The sequence below is a fragment of the Salinibacter ruber DSM 13855 genome, from assembly GCF_000013045.1.
In the GTDB taxonomy this organism is placed as follows: Bacteria; Bacteroidota; Rhodothermia; order Rhodothermales; family Salinibacteraceae; genus Salinibacter; species Salinibacter ruber.
Genome location: NC_007677.1, coordinates 3,499,116 through 3,516,445, shown reverse-complemented (window position 1 = coordinate 3,516,445; position 17,330 = coordinate 3,499,116). Strand labels below are relative to the sequence as shown.

The 17,330-nt window shown below is 65.0% G+C and carries 11 protein-coding genes; 2 read left to right on the top strand and 9 right to left on the bottom strand.

Annotation, left to right across the window (positions count from 1 at the left end; all coding sequences use genetic code 11):
- Positions 1-84: 84 nt before the first annotated feature.
- The 5 genes from SRU_RS14875 to SRU_RS14855 all read right to left on the bottom strand — a co-directional run bounded on the left by SRU_RS14875 (position 85) and on the right by SRU_RS14855 (position 8,300).
- Positions 85-1,620 carry a RagB/SusD family nutrient uptake outer membrane protein gene (locus SRU_RS14875; protein ID WP_011405544.1) on the bottom strand — a complete coding sequence of 512 codons (1,536 nt, stop codon included), beginning with the start codon at positions 1,618-1,620 and terminating at the stop codon, positions 85-87.
- A gap of 82 nt (positions 1,621-1,702) precedes the next feature.
- Entirely contained in the window at positions 1,703-4,789 is a 3,087-nt protein-coding gene (locus tag SRU_RS14870) for a SusC/RagA family TonB-linked outer membrane protein (protein ID WP_112905342.1), read from the bottom strand.
- A gap of 243 nt (positions 4,790-5,032) precedes the next feature.
- Positions 5,033-6,574: a sodium:solute symporter gene (locus SRU_RS14865; protein WP_011405542.1), complete on the bottom strand. Its 1,542-nt coding sequence runs from the start codon at positions 6,572-6,574 to the stop codon at positions 5,033-5,035.
- Between the two features lie 139 nt (positions 6,575-6,713).
- Entirely contained in the window at positions 6,714-7,709 is a 996-nt protein-coding gene (locus tag SRU_RS14860; RefSeq protein WP_011405541.1) for a LacI family DNA-binding transcriptional regulator, read from the bottom strand.
- 192 nt (positions 7,710-7,901) lie between these two features.
- Positions 7,902-8,300 (bottom strand): hypothetical protein, encoded by a 399-nt coding sequence (locus tag SRU_RS14855; RefSeq protein WP_237701790.1) that lies wholly within the window; start codon positions 8,298-8,300, stop codon positions 7,902-7,904.
- Positions 8,301-8,563: 263 nt separating this feature from the next.
- On the opposite strand from SRU_RS14855, the gene SRU_RS14850 reads away from it, so the two are divergent.
- On the top strand, positions 8,564-10,369 hold the full coding sequence (locus SRU_RS14850; protein ID WP_011405539.1) for an ABC transporter ATP-binding protein: 1,806 nt from the start codon (positions 8,564-8,566) through the stop codon (positions 10,367-10,369).
- Here SRU_RS14850 and SRU_RS14845 read toward each other — a convergent pair.
- The 3 genes from SRU_RS14845 to SRU_RS14835 all read right to left on the bottom strand — a co-directional run bounded on the left by SRU_RS14845 (position 10,366) and on the right by SRU_RS14835 (position 12,099).
- Entirely contained in the window at positions 10,366-10,836 is a 471-nt protein-coding gene (locus tag SRU_RS14845; RefSeq protein WP_231847225.1) for a hypothetical protein, read from the bottom strand. The genes SRU_RS14850 and SRU_RS14845 overlap by 4 nt on opposite strands.
- A gap of 113 nt (positions 10,837-10,949) precedes the next feature.
- Complete coding sequence (locus SRU_RS14840) at positions 10,950-11,315, bottom strand: cupin domain-containing protein (protein ID WP_013062961.1); 366 nt, start codon at positions 11,313-11,315, stop codon at positions 10,950-10,952.
- Between the two features lie 124 nt (positions 11,316-11,439).
- Complete coding sequence (locus SRU_RS14835; protein ID WP_011405537.1) at positions 11,440-12,099, bottom strand: phasin family protein; 660 nt, start codon at positions 12,097-12,099, stop codon at positions 11,440-11,442.
- Positions 12,100-12,488: 389 nt separating this feature from the next.
- Between SRU_RS14835 and clpB the strand changes: the two genes are divergently transcribed.
- Complete coding sequence (gene clpB, locus SRU_RS14830) at positions 12,489-15,179, top strand: ATP-dependent chaperone ClpB (RefSeq protein ID WP_011405536.1); 2,691 nt, start codon at positions 12,489-12,491, stop codon at positions 15,177-15,179.
- A 118-nt stretch (positions 15,180-15,297) separates the two neighbouring features.
- Here the strand turns inward: clpB and SRU_RS14825 are convergent, their stop codons facing one another.
- Positions 15,298-16,989, bottom strand: a complete 1,692-nt coding sequence (locus tag SRU_RS14825; protein WP_237701789.1) for a GAF domain-containing protein — start codon at positions 16,987-16,989, stop codon at positions 15,298-15,300.
- Between the last annotated feature and the right edge of the window lie 341 nt (positions 16,990-17,330).

Genomic DNA, 17,330 nt, shown 5'->3' with positions numbered 1-17,330 from the left:
ACGGGCCCTGTAAAGCCGGGCCTCTGATGGTCAAGAATACGTGTGAAGTGCAAGGGCGGGCCGGGACACTCGTCCTGCGAGGGGCTACTCGTACCCGGGATTCTGGTCGAGCGCCGTGCCCTGGTCGAGTTGCTCCTGCGGAATGGGGAAGCGCTCGTTGACGCCCTCCTGAAATCCATCGTCGGCCATCAAGTCAGTGCGCCCCTGTCGCACGAGGTTGAAGAAGCGCTGGTACTCCATCGCGAACTCCACCCGCTGCTCGTGCCAGATGATGTCGCGGAGCTCGCTCTGGTTGGCGGTCGTGATGTCGGGGAGGACCCCATCCGGATCGTTCGACGGATCGTCGTCATCGTCACGGGCCCGGGCGCGCACCTTGTTCAGCGATTCCAGTGCCGCCTGCGGATCGCCGTTCTCATTGGCGGCTTCCGCGTGCCACAGCAGCACGTGGGCGTAGCGGATGACGCGCCGATTCGTGGGACCCTTGCGGGGGCCAGAGGGCTGGCGTGCGGCCGGCAGCCACATCTTTTCGTTGAGGTATCCATCGGGACCGTTAGCGGCACAGGCCCCGACGACTTCAACCGTTTCGGTGTTACCCTCCGGACCGGTAATCGTCTCGCCGCTCTCGATGATGGTAGCATCTCGGCGTGGGTCATTGGCCTCAAAGGCGTCATAGAGCGCCTGAGTGGGACAGTTGAATCCGTAGCCCCAGGTGTCCCGGCTGTTCTGGTAGATGGTCCCGACCGTGCCCTCTAGAGCACTCGAGAGGTCCACATGGTTAATTTCGAAGACCGACCCAGGGCCAAACTCTCCACGCTGGTCAAAGACGCGGCTGTAGTCTGGGTCGAGGCTGTAGCGGCCCGAGTCGATGATTTCCCTGGCCAGGGTCTGCGCGTCGCTCCACTCTTCCTGGAAGACGTGTGCCTCCACGCGCAACGCCTTCGCGGCGCCCTCCGTGGCCCGGCCCAGGTCCGGCGCAGTGGGCCCCATCGCGGTGGCGGCATCCTGCAGGTCTGTCTCGATCTGTGCCCACACCTCCGCCTCCGACGTGCGGGGCACGTCGGCATCCGAAGCTGGAAGCGGCTCGGTAATCAGGGGAATGCCCGGCCCGTCGTTGGCCCGGTCGTTACCCAGGCCGTACATCTTCAGCGCGTAGAAGTGGAAGTATGCGCGCAGAAACTTCGCCTCCCCCACAATCTGCTCGCGCTGACTGGCGCTCATGCTCTCGATGTCCGGCACGTTCGCAATCACGAGGTTCGCCCGGTAGATGCCCGTGTACATCGTATTCCACGTAGAGGTGATGTACGGGTCTGTGGGGCGCGGATTGAACTGCTCCACGCGCTGGACCGAGATCTGATCGCTCCCGCTTTCTCCACCTTTCGTGGCGTTGTCTGAGGCGATGGAGCCAAAAATCATGGGATAGGGCGGGAAGAAGTCGAACGACCGCGCCTGGGCGTAGTCGTATACCGAATTCAGGGCCCGCTGGGCGTCCTCCCCATTCCGGAAGAAATTCTCGGAGGTCAGTTCGCCCTGCGGCGATTTCTGCAGGAAGCTATCGCACCCCGTGAAGAGGGCGGTGAGGACGACGGCCGCAAGGAGGCTGGAGAGAAGGCGTCGGTACATGGCCGATCAATCGGTCGGTGTGGAAAGGGTGTGTCGAGGCTGAGCCCCGTGTGGGGCGCCGGGAGGGCGTGTGGAGCGCCGTTTAGAAGCCGAGGTTGATGCCGACGGTGTAGACCCGTGGCTGCGGGTAGGTGGCCCGGTCGATGCCGCGGTCGAGCGTGCTGTTGTTGACGCCGATTTCGGGGGTGTAGCCGTCGTATCCCGTGAGCGTGAAGAGATTCTTGGCGCTCACGTAGAGGCGGGCCCGATCCAGACCGGCGCCGAGGGAGCTGAGCAGACGCGACGGCACCGAGTATCCCAGCCGGACATTTTTAAGGCGGAGGTACGATCCGTCCTCCACGTAGAAGTCGGAGATGCGGCTGTTCTGGTTCGGATCAGAGGACGTGAGGCGGGGCATGCGGGTGCTCGTGCCGGGGCCCGTCCAGCGGTTCTTGACGGCCTCGCTCATGTTGAATGCCGTGTTGAACACCGTGTAGAACTTGTAGGCCGCGAAGAGGTCGTTGCCCTGCACGCCCTGAAAAAGGGTGCTCAGGCTCACCCCCTTGTACTCGACGTCCAGGTTGAACCCGTAGGTGAAGTCGGGCGTCGGATTGCCGATGAAGGTCTGGTCTGCCTGGGTGATCTGCCCGTCTCCATTCAGGTCCTTGAAGCGGATGTCACCCGGCGCCGTGTCGGCGCTCTGGTAGGGTCCCTCGTCACTCAGCTCATTCGCGTTGGCCACTTCTTCCGGCGTCTGGAACAGGCCGTCAGTCTTGTAGCCGTAGAAGGCCCCAACCGGGTGGCCCGGCTCGGTGCGCGTGATGGATCCGTTTCGGTAGTTTCCGCTATTGATCACGAAGTCGGTCGACTGGGCGAGGCTCACCACTTCGTTGCTCAGGGTCGTCAGGTTGCCGCCAACCCGTACGGTCAGATCTTCAGCCGGCGTCAGAGAGTAGTCGGCCGAAAACTCCCAGCCGCGGTTCCGAATTTCTCCGGCGTTCTCGGGGCTGGCACTCACCAGACCGCTCGTAGGAATCGGGGGGAGAGACACCAGCAGATCGGAGGTGACCTTGTTGTAAAACCCGGCGCTCAGGTTCAGACGGTCGCCAAACAAGGCCGCATCGAGCCCGATGTCCGTCTGAGTTGTCTCCTCCCACTTTACGTTAGGGTTCGGCGACTGCAGCGGAGCAGACCCTGGAGCTAGCTGGCCGTTCAGCACGTAGTCCTGATTGCCGGCAATGGTGGCTGCGAACGGGTAGTCCCCGATGCGCTGGTTTCCGTTTTGCCCCCACCCGGCCCGTAGCTTCAGGTTGGTCACCAGTTCGTTGTCGGGGAAGAAGGGTTCTTCAGAAATACGCCACGCCGCCGAGACGGATGGAAAGAACGCAAATCGATTGTTCGCCCCGAACCGCGAGGAGCCGTCGTAGCGCGCCACGGCGGTCAGCAGGTAGCGGTCCGAGAAGTTGTAGTTGAGGCGTCCGAAGAACGACAGTAGGTTCGACTCCGCGAGGCTCCCGCCGATGTTCACGACCTCGGGGCCAGCGCCCAAGTACCGGAGCGACGGATCGTTGCCCGGCTGTCCCTGCGTGGTAGCGTTGATGAAGCGGTAGTAGTTCGTCTCGATGGTAGTACCCCCCACCGCTTCCACGTCGTGGGAGCCAAAAGCCTTGTCAAAAGTTAAGGTATTGTCCCAAATAAGCGAACTCTGAAAATCCGAATACTGCGTGGTGCTTGGGGAGACGTTGCGGAAGCTGGGGCTGATGTCGTACTCCGGGGTAAAGGCATACGTGTTGCCGTTACGCAAGTCAAAGCCGAGCTGAGAGCGAACACGGAGCGACGGCAAAAAGGATAACTCCGCAAAGACATTTCCCACGAGACGGTTCTCGTTATACTCGTTATTCCGAAAGTCTAGAGCAGCCAGCGGATTGTTGGCGTTCGTGCGGGGTTGGGCCGTAAAATTGCCTGCACTGTCGCGCGCCGGCACCGTGGGGTCAACCTGCAGCGTCTGGATCAGTAGATTCCGCACATTGTCCGACTCTGAGATCGTGCTGCGGGTCCTCCGTTCGAAAGTCAAGTTTTCGCCCACAGTGAGTAGGTCGTTGACCTCGAACTCGGTGTTGACCCGTGCATTCAGCCGCTCCAGACTCGACTTGTCAATAATACCTCCCTCCTCAAAGTACCCGCCACTGATTCGGTACGTCAGATCCTCGGTCCCTCCAGACACCGCTAGGCTGTAGTTCTGTGTAATCCCACGTTCGAAGACCAAGTCCTGATAGTCTGTACTTCCTTCAGGACCGAGGTAGGCACTCGGCGACGTGAAAGTGGGCGCCTGACCGGCGTTGATATTGGCCTCGTTGCGCAGGGCGGCGTACTCAGGCCCCTCCAGCATGTCGATCGTGCGCGGCGTTTGCTGGATGCCCGTGTAGGCACTAAAGCTGACGCTGCGCTCGCCGGCGCTTCCGCTTTTTGTGGTGATGATGACCGCGCCGTTGGCTGCCTGTGCCCCGTAAATGGCTGCCGCAGACGCCCCCTTCAGAATGTCGATTGACTCAATGTCGTTGGGATTGAGGAAGCTGATGCCACCCGCCCCCGTTTCCGTTGGATCCGACACCGGGACACCATCCACCACGTAAAGGGGATTGCTGTTGCCCGTAGTGCCGGTTCCGCGGATCCGTATGCTGAAGCCAGAGCCCGGGCTTCCTGTGTTTTGAGTCACTGTCACACCAGACACGCGTCCCTGAATCGCCTCTTGAGCGCTCTCAATTGGGGTTTCCGCTAAATCTTCCGTGGGCACCGATGAAATCGAGCCAGTAAGATCACTCCGTTCCTGAGTGCCATACCCCACGACGACCATCTCGTCCATCGCCATTGCGTCCGGCGCCAGGGCAAAGTTCAGTTCAAGGGTCTCACCGGCCGCCACATCGACCTCCTGGGTGCGAGAACGGAATCCTACGAAAGAGGCCCGAACTTGGTACGTCCCCGGTTCGAGGCCAGGGATGCGAAACGCCCCGTCCGCGTCGGTGCTTGTGCCTCGCTGAGAATCAACGATGACGACGTTTGCACCCGGCAAGGCGTCTCCAGACGAGGCCTCCGTCACCATCCCCGTAATGGTCCCAGTCTGGGCGATGGCGGAACCGACCCCGCCCATCAACAGCAGGGCGAACGATAAAAGCGCTTTTTTCCAGAGCATGATGCTGAGCAAATCGCTTAGGAAGTGTTCGCGTGGGACGGAGGCCGGGAGCGGTTCCGTCTGGTCGGTTTCTTGAAACGAATTGTTGGAGTGAAACGGGTTTCAAGAAACCGGTTTCATAATAAACCGGAGGTTATCAAAATGTCAAGTGGACCACAGGATTGTGTCCCGACCCGCCGTGTCATCGCGCTGAGCGCCGTTTCGGGCCGCCGCTCCGGGGAGCGTTTCCGTTCGTCGCCGGGCCTACCACAGAAGACCGACGGTGACGGCGATGGCGATGAGCAGGAGGATGGTGGCCGTCGTCGTTTCGGGGGTGATGTCCGAGTCACTCCGTTGCCACATGGCCGCCGCGTTGGGGGCGGAGGCGATCCAGGGAGCCGTGGCGTAGCTGACGCCTCCCATCACGACCAGACTCGCCACGAAGAGAAGGCCCGCCACGTAGAGGAAGTGTAGGCCTGGATCGACGAGGAGGAGAGCGAGCGCCAGCAGGCTGCCGGCCACGAGGGTGAAAAACGCGGCGTGGTGGTTCACGCGACGGACAAAGAGCCCGCCGAGGAAGACGGCGACGATGGGAGGGGTGAGGTACGAGAGCGCGGACTGCAGGTACGTCCAAAGCGACGAGAACTGGGCAATTTGCGGCGCGATCGCAGCGCCGAGAACCAGGACGACAGCGGCGACGATCCGTCCAACGAGCACAAGTTGGCGCTCTGATGCCTCTGGGCGCAGCGCCGCGTAGAAGTCCATCGTGAGGAGGGCCGACGCGGAGTTTAGCACGGAGTCGACGGACGACATGACTGCCGCAACAAACGACACTAGGACAAGGCCACGTAGACCGCTAGGAAGAAGATCAAACGCGAGTGTTGGAAAGACGAGGTCCGGATTCTGTAGATCAGGATACAGAACTAAGGCGAGAAGGCCAGGCATTACCATCAAGATCAAAACCGGGAGTTTAAGTGCTCCGGCAAGTAGTGCTCCCTGCCGGGCCTCATCAAGTGAGCGTGCCGCCATCGTACGCTGCACCATCACCTGATTGATGCACCAGTAATATACACCCAGCAGCATTAGGCCTGTACAGAGGCCAGGCCACGGGAGAACCTCACTGTTAGCTGGAAGGATGAGGTTTCGCATGGACGGGGTGGTGGCGCTCTCAACTGCCCCCCATCCGCCCACCTGCCAGTACGCTGCCGCCGACACGCAGGCTGTACCCGCGAGCAGGAGGACACCCTGGAGCACATCAGTATAGACGGCGGCGCGAAGCCCCCCTGCGATGGCGTACATGCCCGCCAGGAGGGCAAGCACCCCTACACACACTTCTAGCGACAGCGTGGGAAGCACGACCCGCATCACGATGGCTCCCGCGTAAAGCGTGCCCGCCATGTCGATCAAGACGTTCCCGGTGAGAGCGAGGGCCGAGAAGTACTTTCGGGTGCGCACGTCAAAGCGATACTCCAGAAACGCAGGTGCCGTCGTAATGCCGAGACGACGGTAGACAGGGAGGAAAAAGAAGATGAGGACAAGGAGAGCGACGACCGCCGTCCATTCGTAGTTGTAGATGACGAGTCCCATCTGGTACGCGCCCCCAATCAGGCCCACCAGGGTGCTCCCTGACATGTTGGTCGCAAACAGCGAAAGGCCCGTGAGGGGCCAAGAAATGGAGCGCCCCGCGAGAAAGTAGTCATCGCTCGTGTCGGACCGGCGCGTTCCCCAAAATCCGATGCCGAGGATGACGAGGACGTACCCCGCAACTGCGACCCAGTCAAGAATGCCGAATGAGCCAGATCGCATAGGGCACTGGGGCCGTGTGTGGCCACAACTGTCAGACGACGGAGGCGATGAGGGTCCCCCCTCGGCTTTCAGGACGCAGGAGAAGTCATCTTCCCGGCCCGCCTGGGATCAATCGAGACGTGACGCCCCCATGGACCCGTCACGAGTCCCGCGGTTTCGTGCTGTCGCGCACCTTCAGCTCGTGGGGGACGCGAAAGGTCTCGGACTCTGGCGGACGGCTGGACTGCACGCGTTGGAGAAGCCGCTCCCCGGCCCGCCGGCCTAGCTCGTACACCGGGACCCGCACCGTGGTGAGCGGGGGATTGGCGTAGCGGGCACTCGTGATGTCGTCGAACCCGGCCACCGCGATGTCGTCGGGCACGCGAAGTCCGGACTCCTGAAAGGCCAGCATGGCTCCAATCGCCATGTAGTCGTTGCAGGCAAAAACCGCGTCCGGGAGTTCCTCTCCCTCGAGAAGTTTTTTCCCGGCTTGGTAGCCGCTTTTCTGTGTGAAGTCCCCCTCCACGAGGGGACCCTCGTCGAGATCGTGCTCAGCCAGGGCGTCGCGATAGCCCCGCATCCGCCGCTCCACGTCGTAGCTTCCAGGCGGTCCGGTGATGGCGGCAATCCGGGAATGCCCCGCCTCGATCAGATGACGCACTGCGTGGGCAGCACCCTCACGGTTTTCCATGCGGTACAGGTCGAAAGCATCCCCCTGGAGCTCGCTGTTAACGAAAACCGTCGGAAGGTCCATTCCTTCGGTCAACGGATCGGACCGCGCCCGAGGCGTCATAATCACCAGCCCGTCCACGCGCCCAGCCAGTGATTCCAAGGCCGACCTGCCCTCATCCGGGTTGTAGTGTGAACTCGCGATGAGTAGAAAATGGTCGGCCTCCTGCGCGGCGTCGTCGAGCCCCCGAATCAGCTCCGAGAAAAACTCGCCGTGCGGGGCGGGGAGGATGACCCCGATGGAACGCGTACGGCCACTGCTGAGGCTTCGGGCAGTGGCATCGGGAGCGTAGCCCATGCGCTGCGCTACTTCGAGCACATGTTCCCGAGTCTCGCTGTTGACCAGGTGGTCGTGGTTGAAGACTCGTGAGACAGTGGTCGCCGATACACTTGCCTCGTCGGCGACATCGCGAATCGTGACGCTCATTCTTGAGGTGTGATGCTCATTATTGAGGAATGAAAAGTGGGAGAGGCTTTACCGGTGGGAAAGCAGGCCGGCAGGGTCCTTTGTGAGGGGCACGCGAGGAAAATGAGCCCCTGCGCGCATTCGCCGGGGGCCAAGATTGTCTTTGGGCGCGTTCGGCGTTGTCGGGCGAAGGGGGCCGGACCGATCGTCGCGTCACATCCCGCCCTCGTAGTACGCGTCGAAGCGGGGGATCCGGTCGAGGCCCGTCCAGTCGGTCACTGTCTGCTCCTCCGCATAGACGTACGCCCGGGGGACGTTGCCGGGGTCGAAGGCATTGGGGCGGGACCGGTACATGTACTCGACGCGCGTCTCGCCGTCGGCCGTCGTGGTGTCTTGGCCCGCGGGCGGCCCCAGGGCCGCCAGCGCGTGGTCGATCGGCATGCCGCGGTAGATGCGGCCCTCCATCACGTGGACGCTGTCTTTGCCCGACAGCGCGTTTTCCTGGACGTACGACTCGCGGCCGTCGTCGAACAGGGCACCGCCGGCGGTGCCACAGGCCCCGAGGAGTCCGACCGAGAGGAGAAGCAAGACAGATGGCGTAGGGAAGCGCATGGGGGGACGGTGGTGGGCGGGAGACACGAGTCTAGCCCTTTCACACGCACGCCTCGTGGTTGTTGCGCACGGCTTCACAGTCGAGGGGCCGTTTGGGGAAACGAGTCAGAGCGCCAACCTGCCTCCATTCGCGGCGCTAAGCAACTGGTTTGGCGTCTTTTTCCCAAACGAGAACGCCCCCCCGCGAATCCCTGCCGTCGCAGAAAAGGTTGACTCACTGAAGCCGACACGCACGACCACAACGCCGTCCGCCCGCACCGCCCATGCCGGAGACCGATTCTACGTCTGAAGAGCCGTCGCTCCGCCCCGAGCGGCTGTGGACGTCCCTCCGGCGCATCCTTCGGCTCGGGTGGCCCTACCGGGTCCGCCTCGTGGGGGCCGTGGTGCTCACCGTGGTGGGGGCGGCGGTGGCACTCGTCGTGCCGTTGGGACTGCGCGAGCTGGTGGACGCGGTGTTTCAGCAGGAAAACCGGGCCCTGCTCGACTGGCTGACCGTGGCGCTTATCGTGCTCTTTCTGGCCCGCTCCGCGGCGGCCTTTGGGGGCAAATACCTGCTGGGCTGGACCGGCGAGCGCGTGGTCGCGGACCTGCGCAAGAAGGTTTACCAACACCTCCACCGGCAGAGCCTGCGGTTCTTCACCGACCACCGGACGGGAGACCTCACCTCGCGTCTCACCAACGACGTAGGCTCGGTGCGGAGCGCGGTGAAGGACGCGCTCCCCAATTTTCTGACCCAGTCGCTCTCGCTGGTGGGCTCGGTGGCGCTCATGGTGGTGCTCAACTGGCGCCTCAGCCTCATCATCTTCCTCATCGTGCCGGCCGTCACCGGGTTTGCGATCTACTTCGGGCGCAAGATTCGGGCGCTCGCCCGCGACATCCAGGACCGGCTGGCCGACACGACCGCCGTGGCGGAGGAGGCCCTCGCGTCCATCCGCGTCGTCAAGGCGTTTGCGCGGTCCGACTACGAGGTGGACCGCTACAACGAGGCGGTGGAGGACCTCTTCGGCACGGCGCGCTACCGGGTGGTCGTCACGGCCCTGTTCGAGTCGACGGTGGGGCTGCTTTTCTTCGCCGCCCTCGTGGCGATCTTCTGGTACGGCGGCATCGAGGTGCTGGCCGGGCGGCTCACGGAGGGAGACCTCGTGGCGTTCGTGTTCTACGCCTTCAACATCGCGCGGAGCGTGAGCAGCATGTCGCAGCTCTACTCCACCTTCAACAGCGCCGCGGGGGCGACCGAGCGCCTGTTCGACCTGCTCGACACCGAGCCCCACCTCCGCGACGCCGCGGACGCCATCGACCTGCCCCCGATCGACGGCCGTGTGCGCCTCGACGACGTGACCTTTGCCTACGACGAGGGGCGGCCCGTGCTCAAGGACATCTCGCTCGACGTGGCGGCGGGCGAGACGGTCGCCCTCGTGGGACCGAGCGGCGCGGGGAAGTCGACCCTGATGAGCCTGATTCCCCGCTTCTACGCTCCCCAGGAGGGGCGTGTCCGCGTCGACGGCCACGACCTGAGCGACGTCTCGCGACAATCGCTGCGTGCCCAGATCGCGTCCGTGTCGCAGGAGGTGCACCTTTTCAACGCCACGATCGGGGAGAACATCCGCTACGGGCGGCTCGACGCGTCCGACGAGGCGGTGGCCGAGGCGGCCCGCGCCGCCAACGCGCACGACTTCATCGTGGACCTGCCCGAGGGCTACGACTCGGAGGTGGGCGAGCGAGGCGTCAAGCTGAGCGGCGGGCAGCGCCAGCGCGTGGCCATCGCCCGGGCCCTGTTGCGCGACGCGCGGCTGCTGCTCCTGGACGAGGCCACCTCGTCCCTCGATTCGGCGTCGGAGGCCCTCGTGCAGGAGGCCCTGGAGCGGCTCATGGAAGGGCGCACCACGTTCATCATCGCGCACCGCCTCTCCACCGTCCAGACGGCCGACCGCCTCTTCGTGCTCGACGACGGCCGCGTCGTGCAGCGCGGCACCCACGCCGAGCTGATGCAGGCGGGCGGGCTCTACCGCCGGCTCGCGTCGTATCAGTTTCGGGAGCCGAGCGGAGTCGACGAAGGGATGCTTGACTAGTCTGCTCCGTTCCGCATCGCGTCCAGCGCCTCCTGAGTGGCGTCGTCCACGGGCAACGCGTCGACCCGCTTCGACAGCGCGGCGACGGTCGTGCCGGCCTGCCAGGAGACCGGGGCGTCCGGGTCGTGGAGGAGGTGGCGGTAGAGGAGGAGGGACCGGGCGAAGCAGCCCCCGGCCTTCTCGTCGTCGTCCCGGTACTCGTAGGTTTCGCCCATCCGGTGGAGGGCACGGGCGAGCGTCTGGGCCACGTCCGGCACAAACCGGTCGTTCTCGTGGCACAGCTCCATCAGCGCGTCGGGCGGCAGCGTCCGCAGGTCCTCGGCCCGCCCGTCGAGGTGGGTGCGGCAGGCCTCATCGATCCCCTGCAGCAGGTCGTCGGGTTGTTCGCGGGACGACTGGCCCAGCAGCGTGGCGATCGCCTTCGTGAACTGGCGGATCTGCCGCATGAGCACGTCCTGGTGGATCATGAGGAGGCGGGCGCTCTGGAAAAGAAAAACGTGTTGCCGTCGGTGGAAGAGACGCGGCGGCGCGCGCCTCGCGGAGCCGCCCCCAGCGGTCCGCCCCGACCCGAGCCGGCGGCTCAAATCCATTCGGGATCCTCAACCGTGCGGTCGGTGTCGAGATTCCCGGTGTTGCGGGTGGCGGCGGGCTCCACGAGGAGAACGTGCGCTTCCCCGTCGGGGGCGACCGGGCGGTGGTCGGTGCCGCTCGGGACGACGCAGAAGTCGCCCTCGTCGAGCCGCCGATCGTCCGCGTCCCGGAACTCGATGACGAGCCGTCCACGGAGGACGAGAAAAAACTCGTCCGCGCCGTCGTGGTGGTGCCAGTCGAACGGCCCCTCCAGCTTGGCGAGCTTGACGTGCTGGTCGTTCACTGCCGCGATGATGCGGGGCGCCCACTGTTCGTCGAACTGCTCCAGCTTCTCGCGGAGGCTTCCGGCGTGCATGAGGAGGGGGGACGCGTCGATGGCATTGAGCGGTGTGGAGGCGGAGGCATGTACGAAAAAAGCGGCCGACCCTGGAGGGATGGCCGCTTTCGTGCCGTACGGGATGGTCAGGCCGAACCGAAGGCTACGCCTCGTCCGCCTCGTACGAGAAGCTCTCCTGGACCGAACGGTCCTGTTTGTGGACGACGAGTTGGCTGGGCGCCTGCTCCTTGGCCGTGGCACGGGCCGTGCTGACGGCCTCCTTCTTCGTGTCGTGGGTGCCGACGGGGGCCTCCTCCCCCTCCACCGTGATGCTCCACCCGTCGTCGCTGGGCGCGACGTGAAAGACACGGGGCTCGACGGCCGTCTGCTGAGCGTTGAGCATCTCCGAGAGGGCGTCCAGCTTTTTCGACAGCTCCCCCACGCGCCGAGACAGGTTGCGCACCTCACTGCGGCTGGCCAATCCGAGCTGGCCGAGCGTGCCGCTGAGGGTGTCCGAGACGGCCTGCTCCACCGACTGCGTGGCGTCGTCGAGCCGCTGGGTCACGTCTTCGGTAAGGGTTTCCTGCTGCTCGCGGACGGTCTCGGTGGCCTTTTCGATCTGGTCGCGGCGCGCGTCCTCGTAGTTTCGGCCGCGCTCAACGAGCGTCTCAAACACCTTGTCGCCCTCCTGTTCGAGCCGCTCCAGCGCCCCGAGGCCGGCGAGCCAAATCTCGCGCGCCCGTCCCGATACCTCGTCGGGCAGCGTCTTCAAGGAGAAGCCTTTCCGGTCGTCCGTGGGCGTCTCGTCGTTCGTGGCCGTCATGGCAGTCCGTCAACTCGTTGATGGATGGGCCTGCGAGGAAAGCACAATTGCAATGTGTGAGACACTGCAAATATAGTAATAACGCAGCGCGTCATTGGTTCCGGGCTGGAATGAAACGCGGCACGAATTGAATGGGGATATTGCGGGATGGCAGAACGCTCCGCACACTGGCAGAAGCGTGAACCGTGATGCGTGACGTTTTTTCCTCCTCATGCTTCACGCATCACGGACCAAACAACTCTCTGTCATCCTGTCAGATCACTGCCGGCTGGTACACTTTTCGTCTATTACACGGGATGCATAGCGTGGAGGCTCGTCCAGGGACGCCCGCTTGGGCCGAGGGCCGCGCCGCACTCCCATTGCCGTTTGACCAACCCCAAGATTGACTTATGAACCTGCAAAAATTTACCGTCAAGGCCCAGGAGGCCGTGCAGAAGGCGATGGAGCTGGCGGCCTCCAAGAACCACCAGGGCATTGAGCCGCCGCACCTGCTGGAGGCCTTCCTGAGCGACCCCGACAGCGTGGCCGTGTCGATCCTGCGGCGTGTGGGGGTGAGCCTCGATCGCCTCCGCACGGAGGTGGAGGCGGCCCTAGAGTCGTTGCCCACGGTGACGGGCGCGAGTGCTGGCGACCAGTATGTGGGGGAGGAGCTGAAGAAGGTGTTCGACCGCGCCCGCGCCGAGGCGGACGTGATGGACGACGAGTACGTCTCGACCGAGCACCTCCTCATCGGCCTCGTCGAGGGCCAGAACGAGATCGGACAGGCCCTTCGCGCCCAGGGCGGCTCGAAGGAGCACGTCATGGAGGCGCTGGAGGACGTGCGCGGCGGGCAGGGCGCCGACGACCCCCACGCCGAGAGTCGCTACGAGGCGCTCGACCGCTTCGCCCAGGACCTGAACGCGATGGCCCGCGAGGGCGACATCGACCCGGTGATCGGGCGCGAGCAGGAGATCCGCCGCGTGCTGCAGATTCTGAGCCGCCGCACCAAGAACAACCCGGTGCTCGTGGGCGAGGCCGGCGTCGGCAAGACGGCCATCGCCGAGGGCATCGCCACGCGCATCGTGCAGGGCGACGTGCCGGAGTCGATGCAGTCGAAGCGCATTGTGGCGCTCGACATGGGGGCGCTTCTGGCCGGCTCCAAGTACCGGGGGGAGTTTGAGGACCGGCTCAAGGCGGTCGTCAACGAGGTGTCCGAGTCCGACGGCGAGATCGTCCTCTTCATCGACGAGCTGCACACGCTCGTGGGGGCCGGGGCGTCGGAGGGCGCCATGGACGCGGCCAACATTCTGAAGCCCGCTCTCGCCCGCGGGGAGCTGCGTGCCATCGGCGCGACCACGCTCGACGAATTTCGCAAGCACATCGAGGACGATCGGGCCCTGGAGCGCCGCTTCCAGAAGGTGCTCGTAGAAGAGCCGAGCGTGGAGGACACGGTCTCGATCCTGCGCGGCCTCAAGGAACGCTACGAGGTGCACCACGGCGTGCGCATCAACGACAGCGCGCTCATCAACGCCGCCGACCTCAGCGAGCGCTATATCACCGACCGGCAGCTGCCGGACAAGGCGATCGACCTGATCGACGAGTCGGCCGCCCGCCTCCGCATGGAGATCGACTCGATGCCCGCGGACCTCGACCAGTTGGAGCGGGAGATCCGGCAGCTCGAAATTGAGCGCGAGGCCGTGAAGCGCGACGAGGGGGACCAGGCCGAGAAGCTCGACGAGATCGACCGGAAGATCGCCGACCTCGAGGACGAGCGCGACGAGCTGAAGGCCCGCTGGACGGAGGAGAAGGACCTGATCCAGACGGTTCGCTCCGCGAAGGAGCGCATCGATGAGCTCCGCGTGAAGGCCGAAAACCTGGAGCGGGAGGGCAAGTACGACGCGGTCGCCGAAATTCAGTACGGCGAAATTCCGGACCTGAAGGAGGAGGCCGAGGCGGCCAACCAGAAGCTCGAAGAGATCCAGGAGGACGGCGCGCTGCTGAAGGAGGAGGTCGACGGCGAGGACATCGCCGAGATCGTCTCCAACTGGACCGGCATTCCGGTGTCGAAGATGCTGGAGAGCGAGCGCGCGAAGCTCCTCCGCATGGAAGAGGAGCTGTCGGAGCGCGTGGTCGGCCAGGACGAGGCCATCGAGGTCGTCTCCAACGCCGTCCGCCGGGGGCGCACCGGCATGCAGGAGGGCGATCAGCCGATCGGTTCGTTCATCTTCCTGGGCACCACCGGCGTGGGGAAGACGGAACTGGCGAAGACGCTCGCCACGTTCCTCTTCGACGACGAGGACGCGATGGTGCGCATCGACATGAGCGAGTACCAGGAGCGCCACACGGCCAGCCGCCTTATCGGCGCGGCCCCCGGCTACGTCGGCTACGAGGAGGGCGGCCAGCTTACCGAGGCGGTCCGGCGCAAGCCCTACTCCGTGGTGCTCCTCGACGAGATCGAGAAGGCGCACCCCGAGATCTTCAACGTGCTCCTGCAGGTGCTCGACGACGGGCGCCTGACCGACAACCAGGGGCGCACGGTCGACTTCACGAACACGATCATCATCATGACCTCGAACATGGGCTCCGACGTGATCTCGGAGCGGATGGACGAGGTGGAGGGCGGGTACCTCTCGGAGCGCGAGCATCAGGAGCTTGAGGAGGAGGTCCTCAAGATGCTGCGCCGCCAGGTGAAGCCCGAATTCCTGAACCGGATCGACGACATCGTGATGTTCCGCTCGCTTAGCCGCGAGCACATCCGCGAGATCGTCGAGATCCAGTTCGGGCGTGTCCAGCAGATCGCGGACAAGAACCACGACCTGTCGCTCGAGCTGTCCGACGACGCGAAGGACTGGCTCGCCGACCGCGGCTACGACCCGGCCTTCGGCGCCCGCCCGCTGAAGCGCGTGATGAAGCGGCACGTGTCGAACGGCCTCTCGCAGGCGCTGCTCGACGGCACGATCGCCGACGGCGACCACGTCCGCATCGAGCGGGCCGACGACGAGGAGGGCCTCACGTTCGAGGCCGTGGCACCGGCGGGGGCCGAGCAGGCCGCCGACGCCGCCGCGACCGGCGGGGACGGGGCCGCGGCCGTTGACGCCTAACCCACGAGGCCTGGAATGCAAGAGGCGGAACAGCTGCGCCGTCGTCGTCCGGGGTCCGGAGGGCGGCGGCGTTTTTTGGGACCGGCCCTGCGCCGCGGGCTTCATTGAGAAGCGAGTCCTACGGTGCCGAGACGGACGGCGCCCCGTCGCCACGGGCCGGGGACGCCGCGGGGGCCTGTTGGTCCTCGCCCTCAAGGACGAACTGGTCGGTCGTGGCGACGAGCCGCCCGGACAGGTCGCTGAGGTCGGCGGCGGACTGGGCGATCTCCGTCACGTCCTGGGCGGTCTGCGAGGTGACCGTCGAGATCTCCTTGATGTTTTGGGAGACCCGCTCGCTCGTGGCGGACTGCTGCTCGATGGCGGCGTTGAGGGCGAGCAGGTTCGTCTGGTCCGCGATGTCGTCGATCGTCGCCACGATCTCCCCGATTGCCTCGCTGGAGGCGCCCAGCTGGTTGATCGTCTCGGCGGAGTGCTCGACGACCTCACCGACCTGCTCCATCTTCTCGATGGCCCGGTAGATGATGTCGCCGTTCTCTTGGGCTGCTGCCCGGGCGGCCTCGGCACGCTTGGACGTGCGGTCGACCGTCTCGGCGTTCTCGCCAATGGTTCGCGACATCTCCTCCATCGCCGCGGCGACGTCGTCGAGCTGGGTCGACTGCTCTTCGGCCCCGGCCGACATGTCGTCTGCCGTGCTGGACAGCTGGGTGGACGTGGCGGAGAGCTCCCGGGTTGCTTCGGTAATGCGCCCGATGAGGGTGCGGAGGCTGTGCACCGTCTCGTCCAGTCGGGCCCACACGCGGGCCAGGTCCTCGTCGTCGCTGTCCTGCGGAACGTCGACCGACAGGTCGCCCTCGGCCAGTTGCCCGAGCACGTCGGCGAGGGCCCGTGTCTCGCGGCGGAGCGTCTGTCGGGTGCGCTCGTTGCGCCGCCGCGACTGCCGCTCGTTGATGAGGACGGCCGCCGCTTCCGCGGCCGCCTCGACGAACCGCTCGTCGGCCGCGTCGAAGGTCGTAACCTCCTCCTTGTCCGACAGGTAGAGGTTGCCGAGCGCCTGGTCCTGATACGTGATGGGCGCCGCCAGCAGCGACTGCATGGGCGGGTGCCCGTCGGGAAAGCCGACCGACTCGCTGTGGGTGGTCATGTCGTCGAGCCGCAGCGTGACCTGTTGCTCGGGAATGTATCCGAGCAGGCCCTCTCCCTCCGGGGGATGGTCGATGGCCGCCTCCTGCTCGTCCGTCAGGCCGAGCGTGAAGAACTCCACGATCTCGCCGTTCTCGTCGAAGATGCTGAGGGCCGCGTACTGGGCCTGGGTCACGTTGCGCACCTCTTCTAGGAACGTACGGAACGCCGCGTGCACCTCCGCCTCCGTGCTCGTACGCGTCATCATCTGTCCGAGGGCGTCCATGTGCGCGCCCCTCCGCTCCACCTCGTCGGTTAGGGTGCGGAGGCGGGCAGGAAGGTCCCCGAAAAAGTCATCCGGGCGGGACGATTGCGATGTGCCCCGGCCCTCGGCCGGATGGGCCTCCACGGTATGCCGGACGCGGTGGACGGACCGGCCCACCCGCCACGCAACGTGGCTCGCAATTCCGGTCGCGAGCAGTCCACACGTGCCGAGAACGAATGCGCTGATCCAGACCGATGACAGTGCGAAGGCCCCCGCGACCCCGGCGCTGGCGGTCAGCATGGCCGCCCCGAAGGCAACAAATATGCGTCGGGCGGGAGACGGCGTTGGGCCGTCGGCGGACGGCTGCGGGGAGGACGCTGGCGCGGACCGTTCGGCCTTGGAGGTGTCGTCGGCGAACGAACACATAAGAAAAACGTCTTTGTTACAAAAATCGGGCATGAATGGAGTTATCGTCGGGCAGCGGACGCGTATTAAACGTGTGCGGAGCACCGTGACGGCATCGTTTATAAAAGACGCATTGAAGGGGCGCGGCCAGCCCTCCTCCGCGTCGTGGGACCCCGCAGGGCCGACGGGCGCTGGGGGACGGCCCCTCGTCCACGCGAATGGAGGGAAGTGCGCCGAGGCCGTCCCCGCCGGCTCCCCCATGCTTTCGGTGTGGGAACGCCCGACCCGGAGCCGCGAGTCTCCGACGCTGAGGCCCCCAAAGTGAAGAGTGTCTGAAGCAGGGGCGGGCGACGTTAGGGTTG

Excerpts from the sequence above, each read along its gene's own strand:
- SRU_RS14875 (WP_011405544.1), bottom strand. The coding sequence starts at position 1,620 with ATGTACCGACGCCTTCTCTCCAGCCTCCTTGCGGCCGTCGTCCTCACC.
- SRU_RS14870 (WP_112905342.1), bottom strand. The coding sequence starts at position 4,789 with ATGCTCTGGAAAAAAGCGCTTTTATCGTTCGCCCTGCTGTTGATGGGC.
- SRU_RS14865 (WP_011405542.1), bottom strand. The coding sequence starts at position 6,574 with ATGCGATCTGGCTCATTCGGCATTCTTGACTGGGTCGCAGTTGCGGGG.
- SRU_RS14860 (WP_011405541.1), bottom strand. The coding sequence starts at position 7,709 with ATGAGCGTCACGATTCGCGATGTCGCCGACGAGGCAAGTGTATCGGCG.
- SRU_RS14855 (WP_237701790.1), bottom strand. The coding sequence starts at position 8,300 with ATGCGCTTCCCTACGCCATCTGTCTTGCTTCTCCTCTCGGTCGGACTC.
- SRU_RS14850 (WP_011405539.1), top strand. The coding sequence starts at position 8,564 with ATGCCGGAGACCGATTCTACGTCTGAAGAGCCGTCGCTCCGCCCCGAG.
- SRU_RS14845 (WP_231847225.1), bottom strand. The coding sequence starts at position 10,836 with ATGATCCACCAGGACGTGCTCATGCGGCAGATCCGCCAGTTCACGAAG.
- SRU_RS14840 (WP_013062961.1), bottom strand. The coding sequence starts at position 11,315 with ATGCACGCCGGAAGCCTCCGCGAGAAGCTGGAGCAGTTCGACGAACAG.
- SRU_RS14835 (WP_011405537.1), bottom strand. The coding sequence starts at position 12,099 with ATGACGGCCACGAACGACGAGACGCCCACGGACGACCGGAAAGGCTTC.
- clpB (WP_011405536.1), top strand. The coding sequence starts at position 12,489 with ATGAACCTGCAAAAATTTACCGTCAAGGCCCAGGAGGCCGTGCAGAAG.
- SRU_RS14825 (WP_237701789.1), bottom strand. The coding sequence starts at position 16,989 with ATGTGTTCGTTCGCCGACGACACCTCCAAGGCCGAACGGTCCGCGCCA.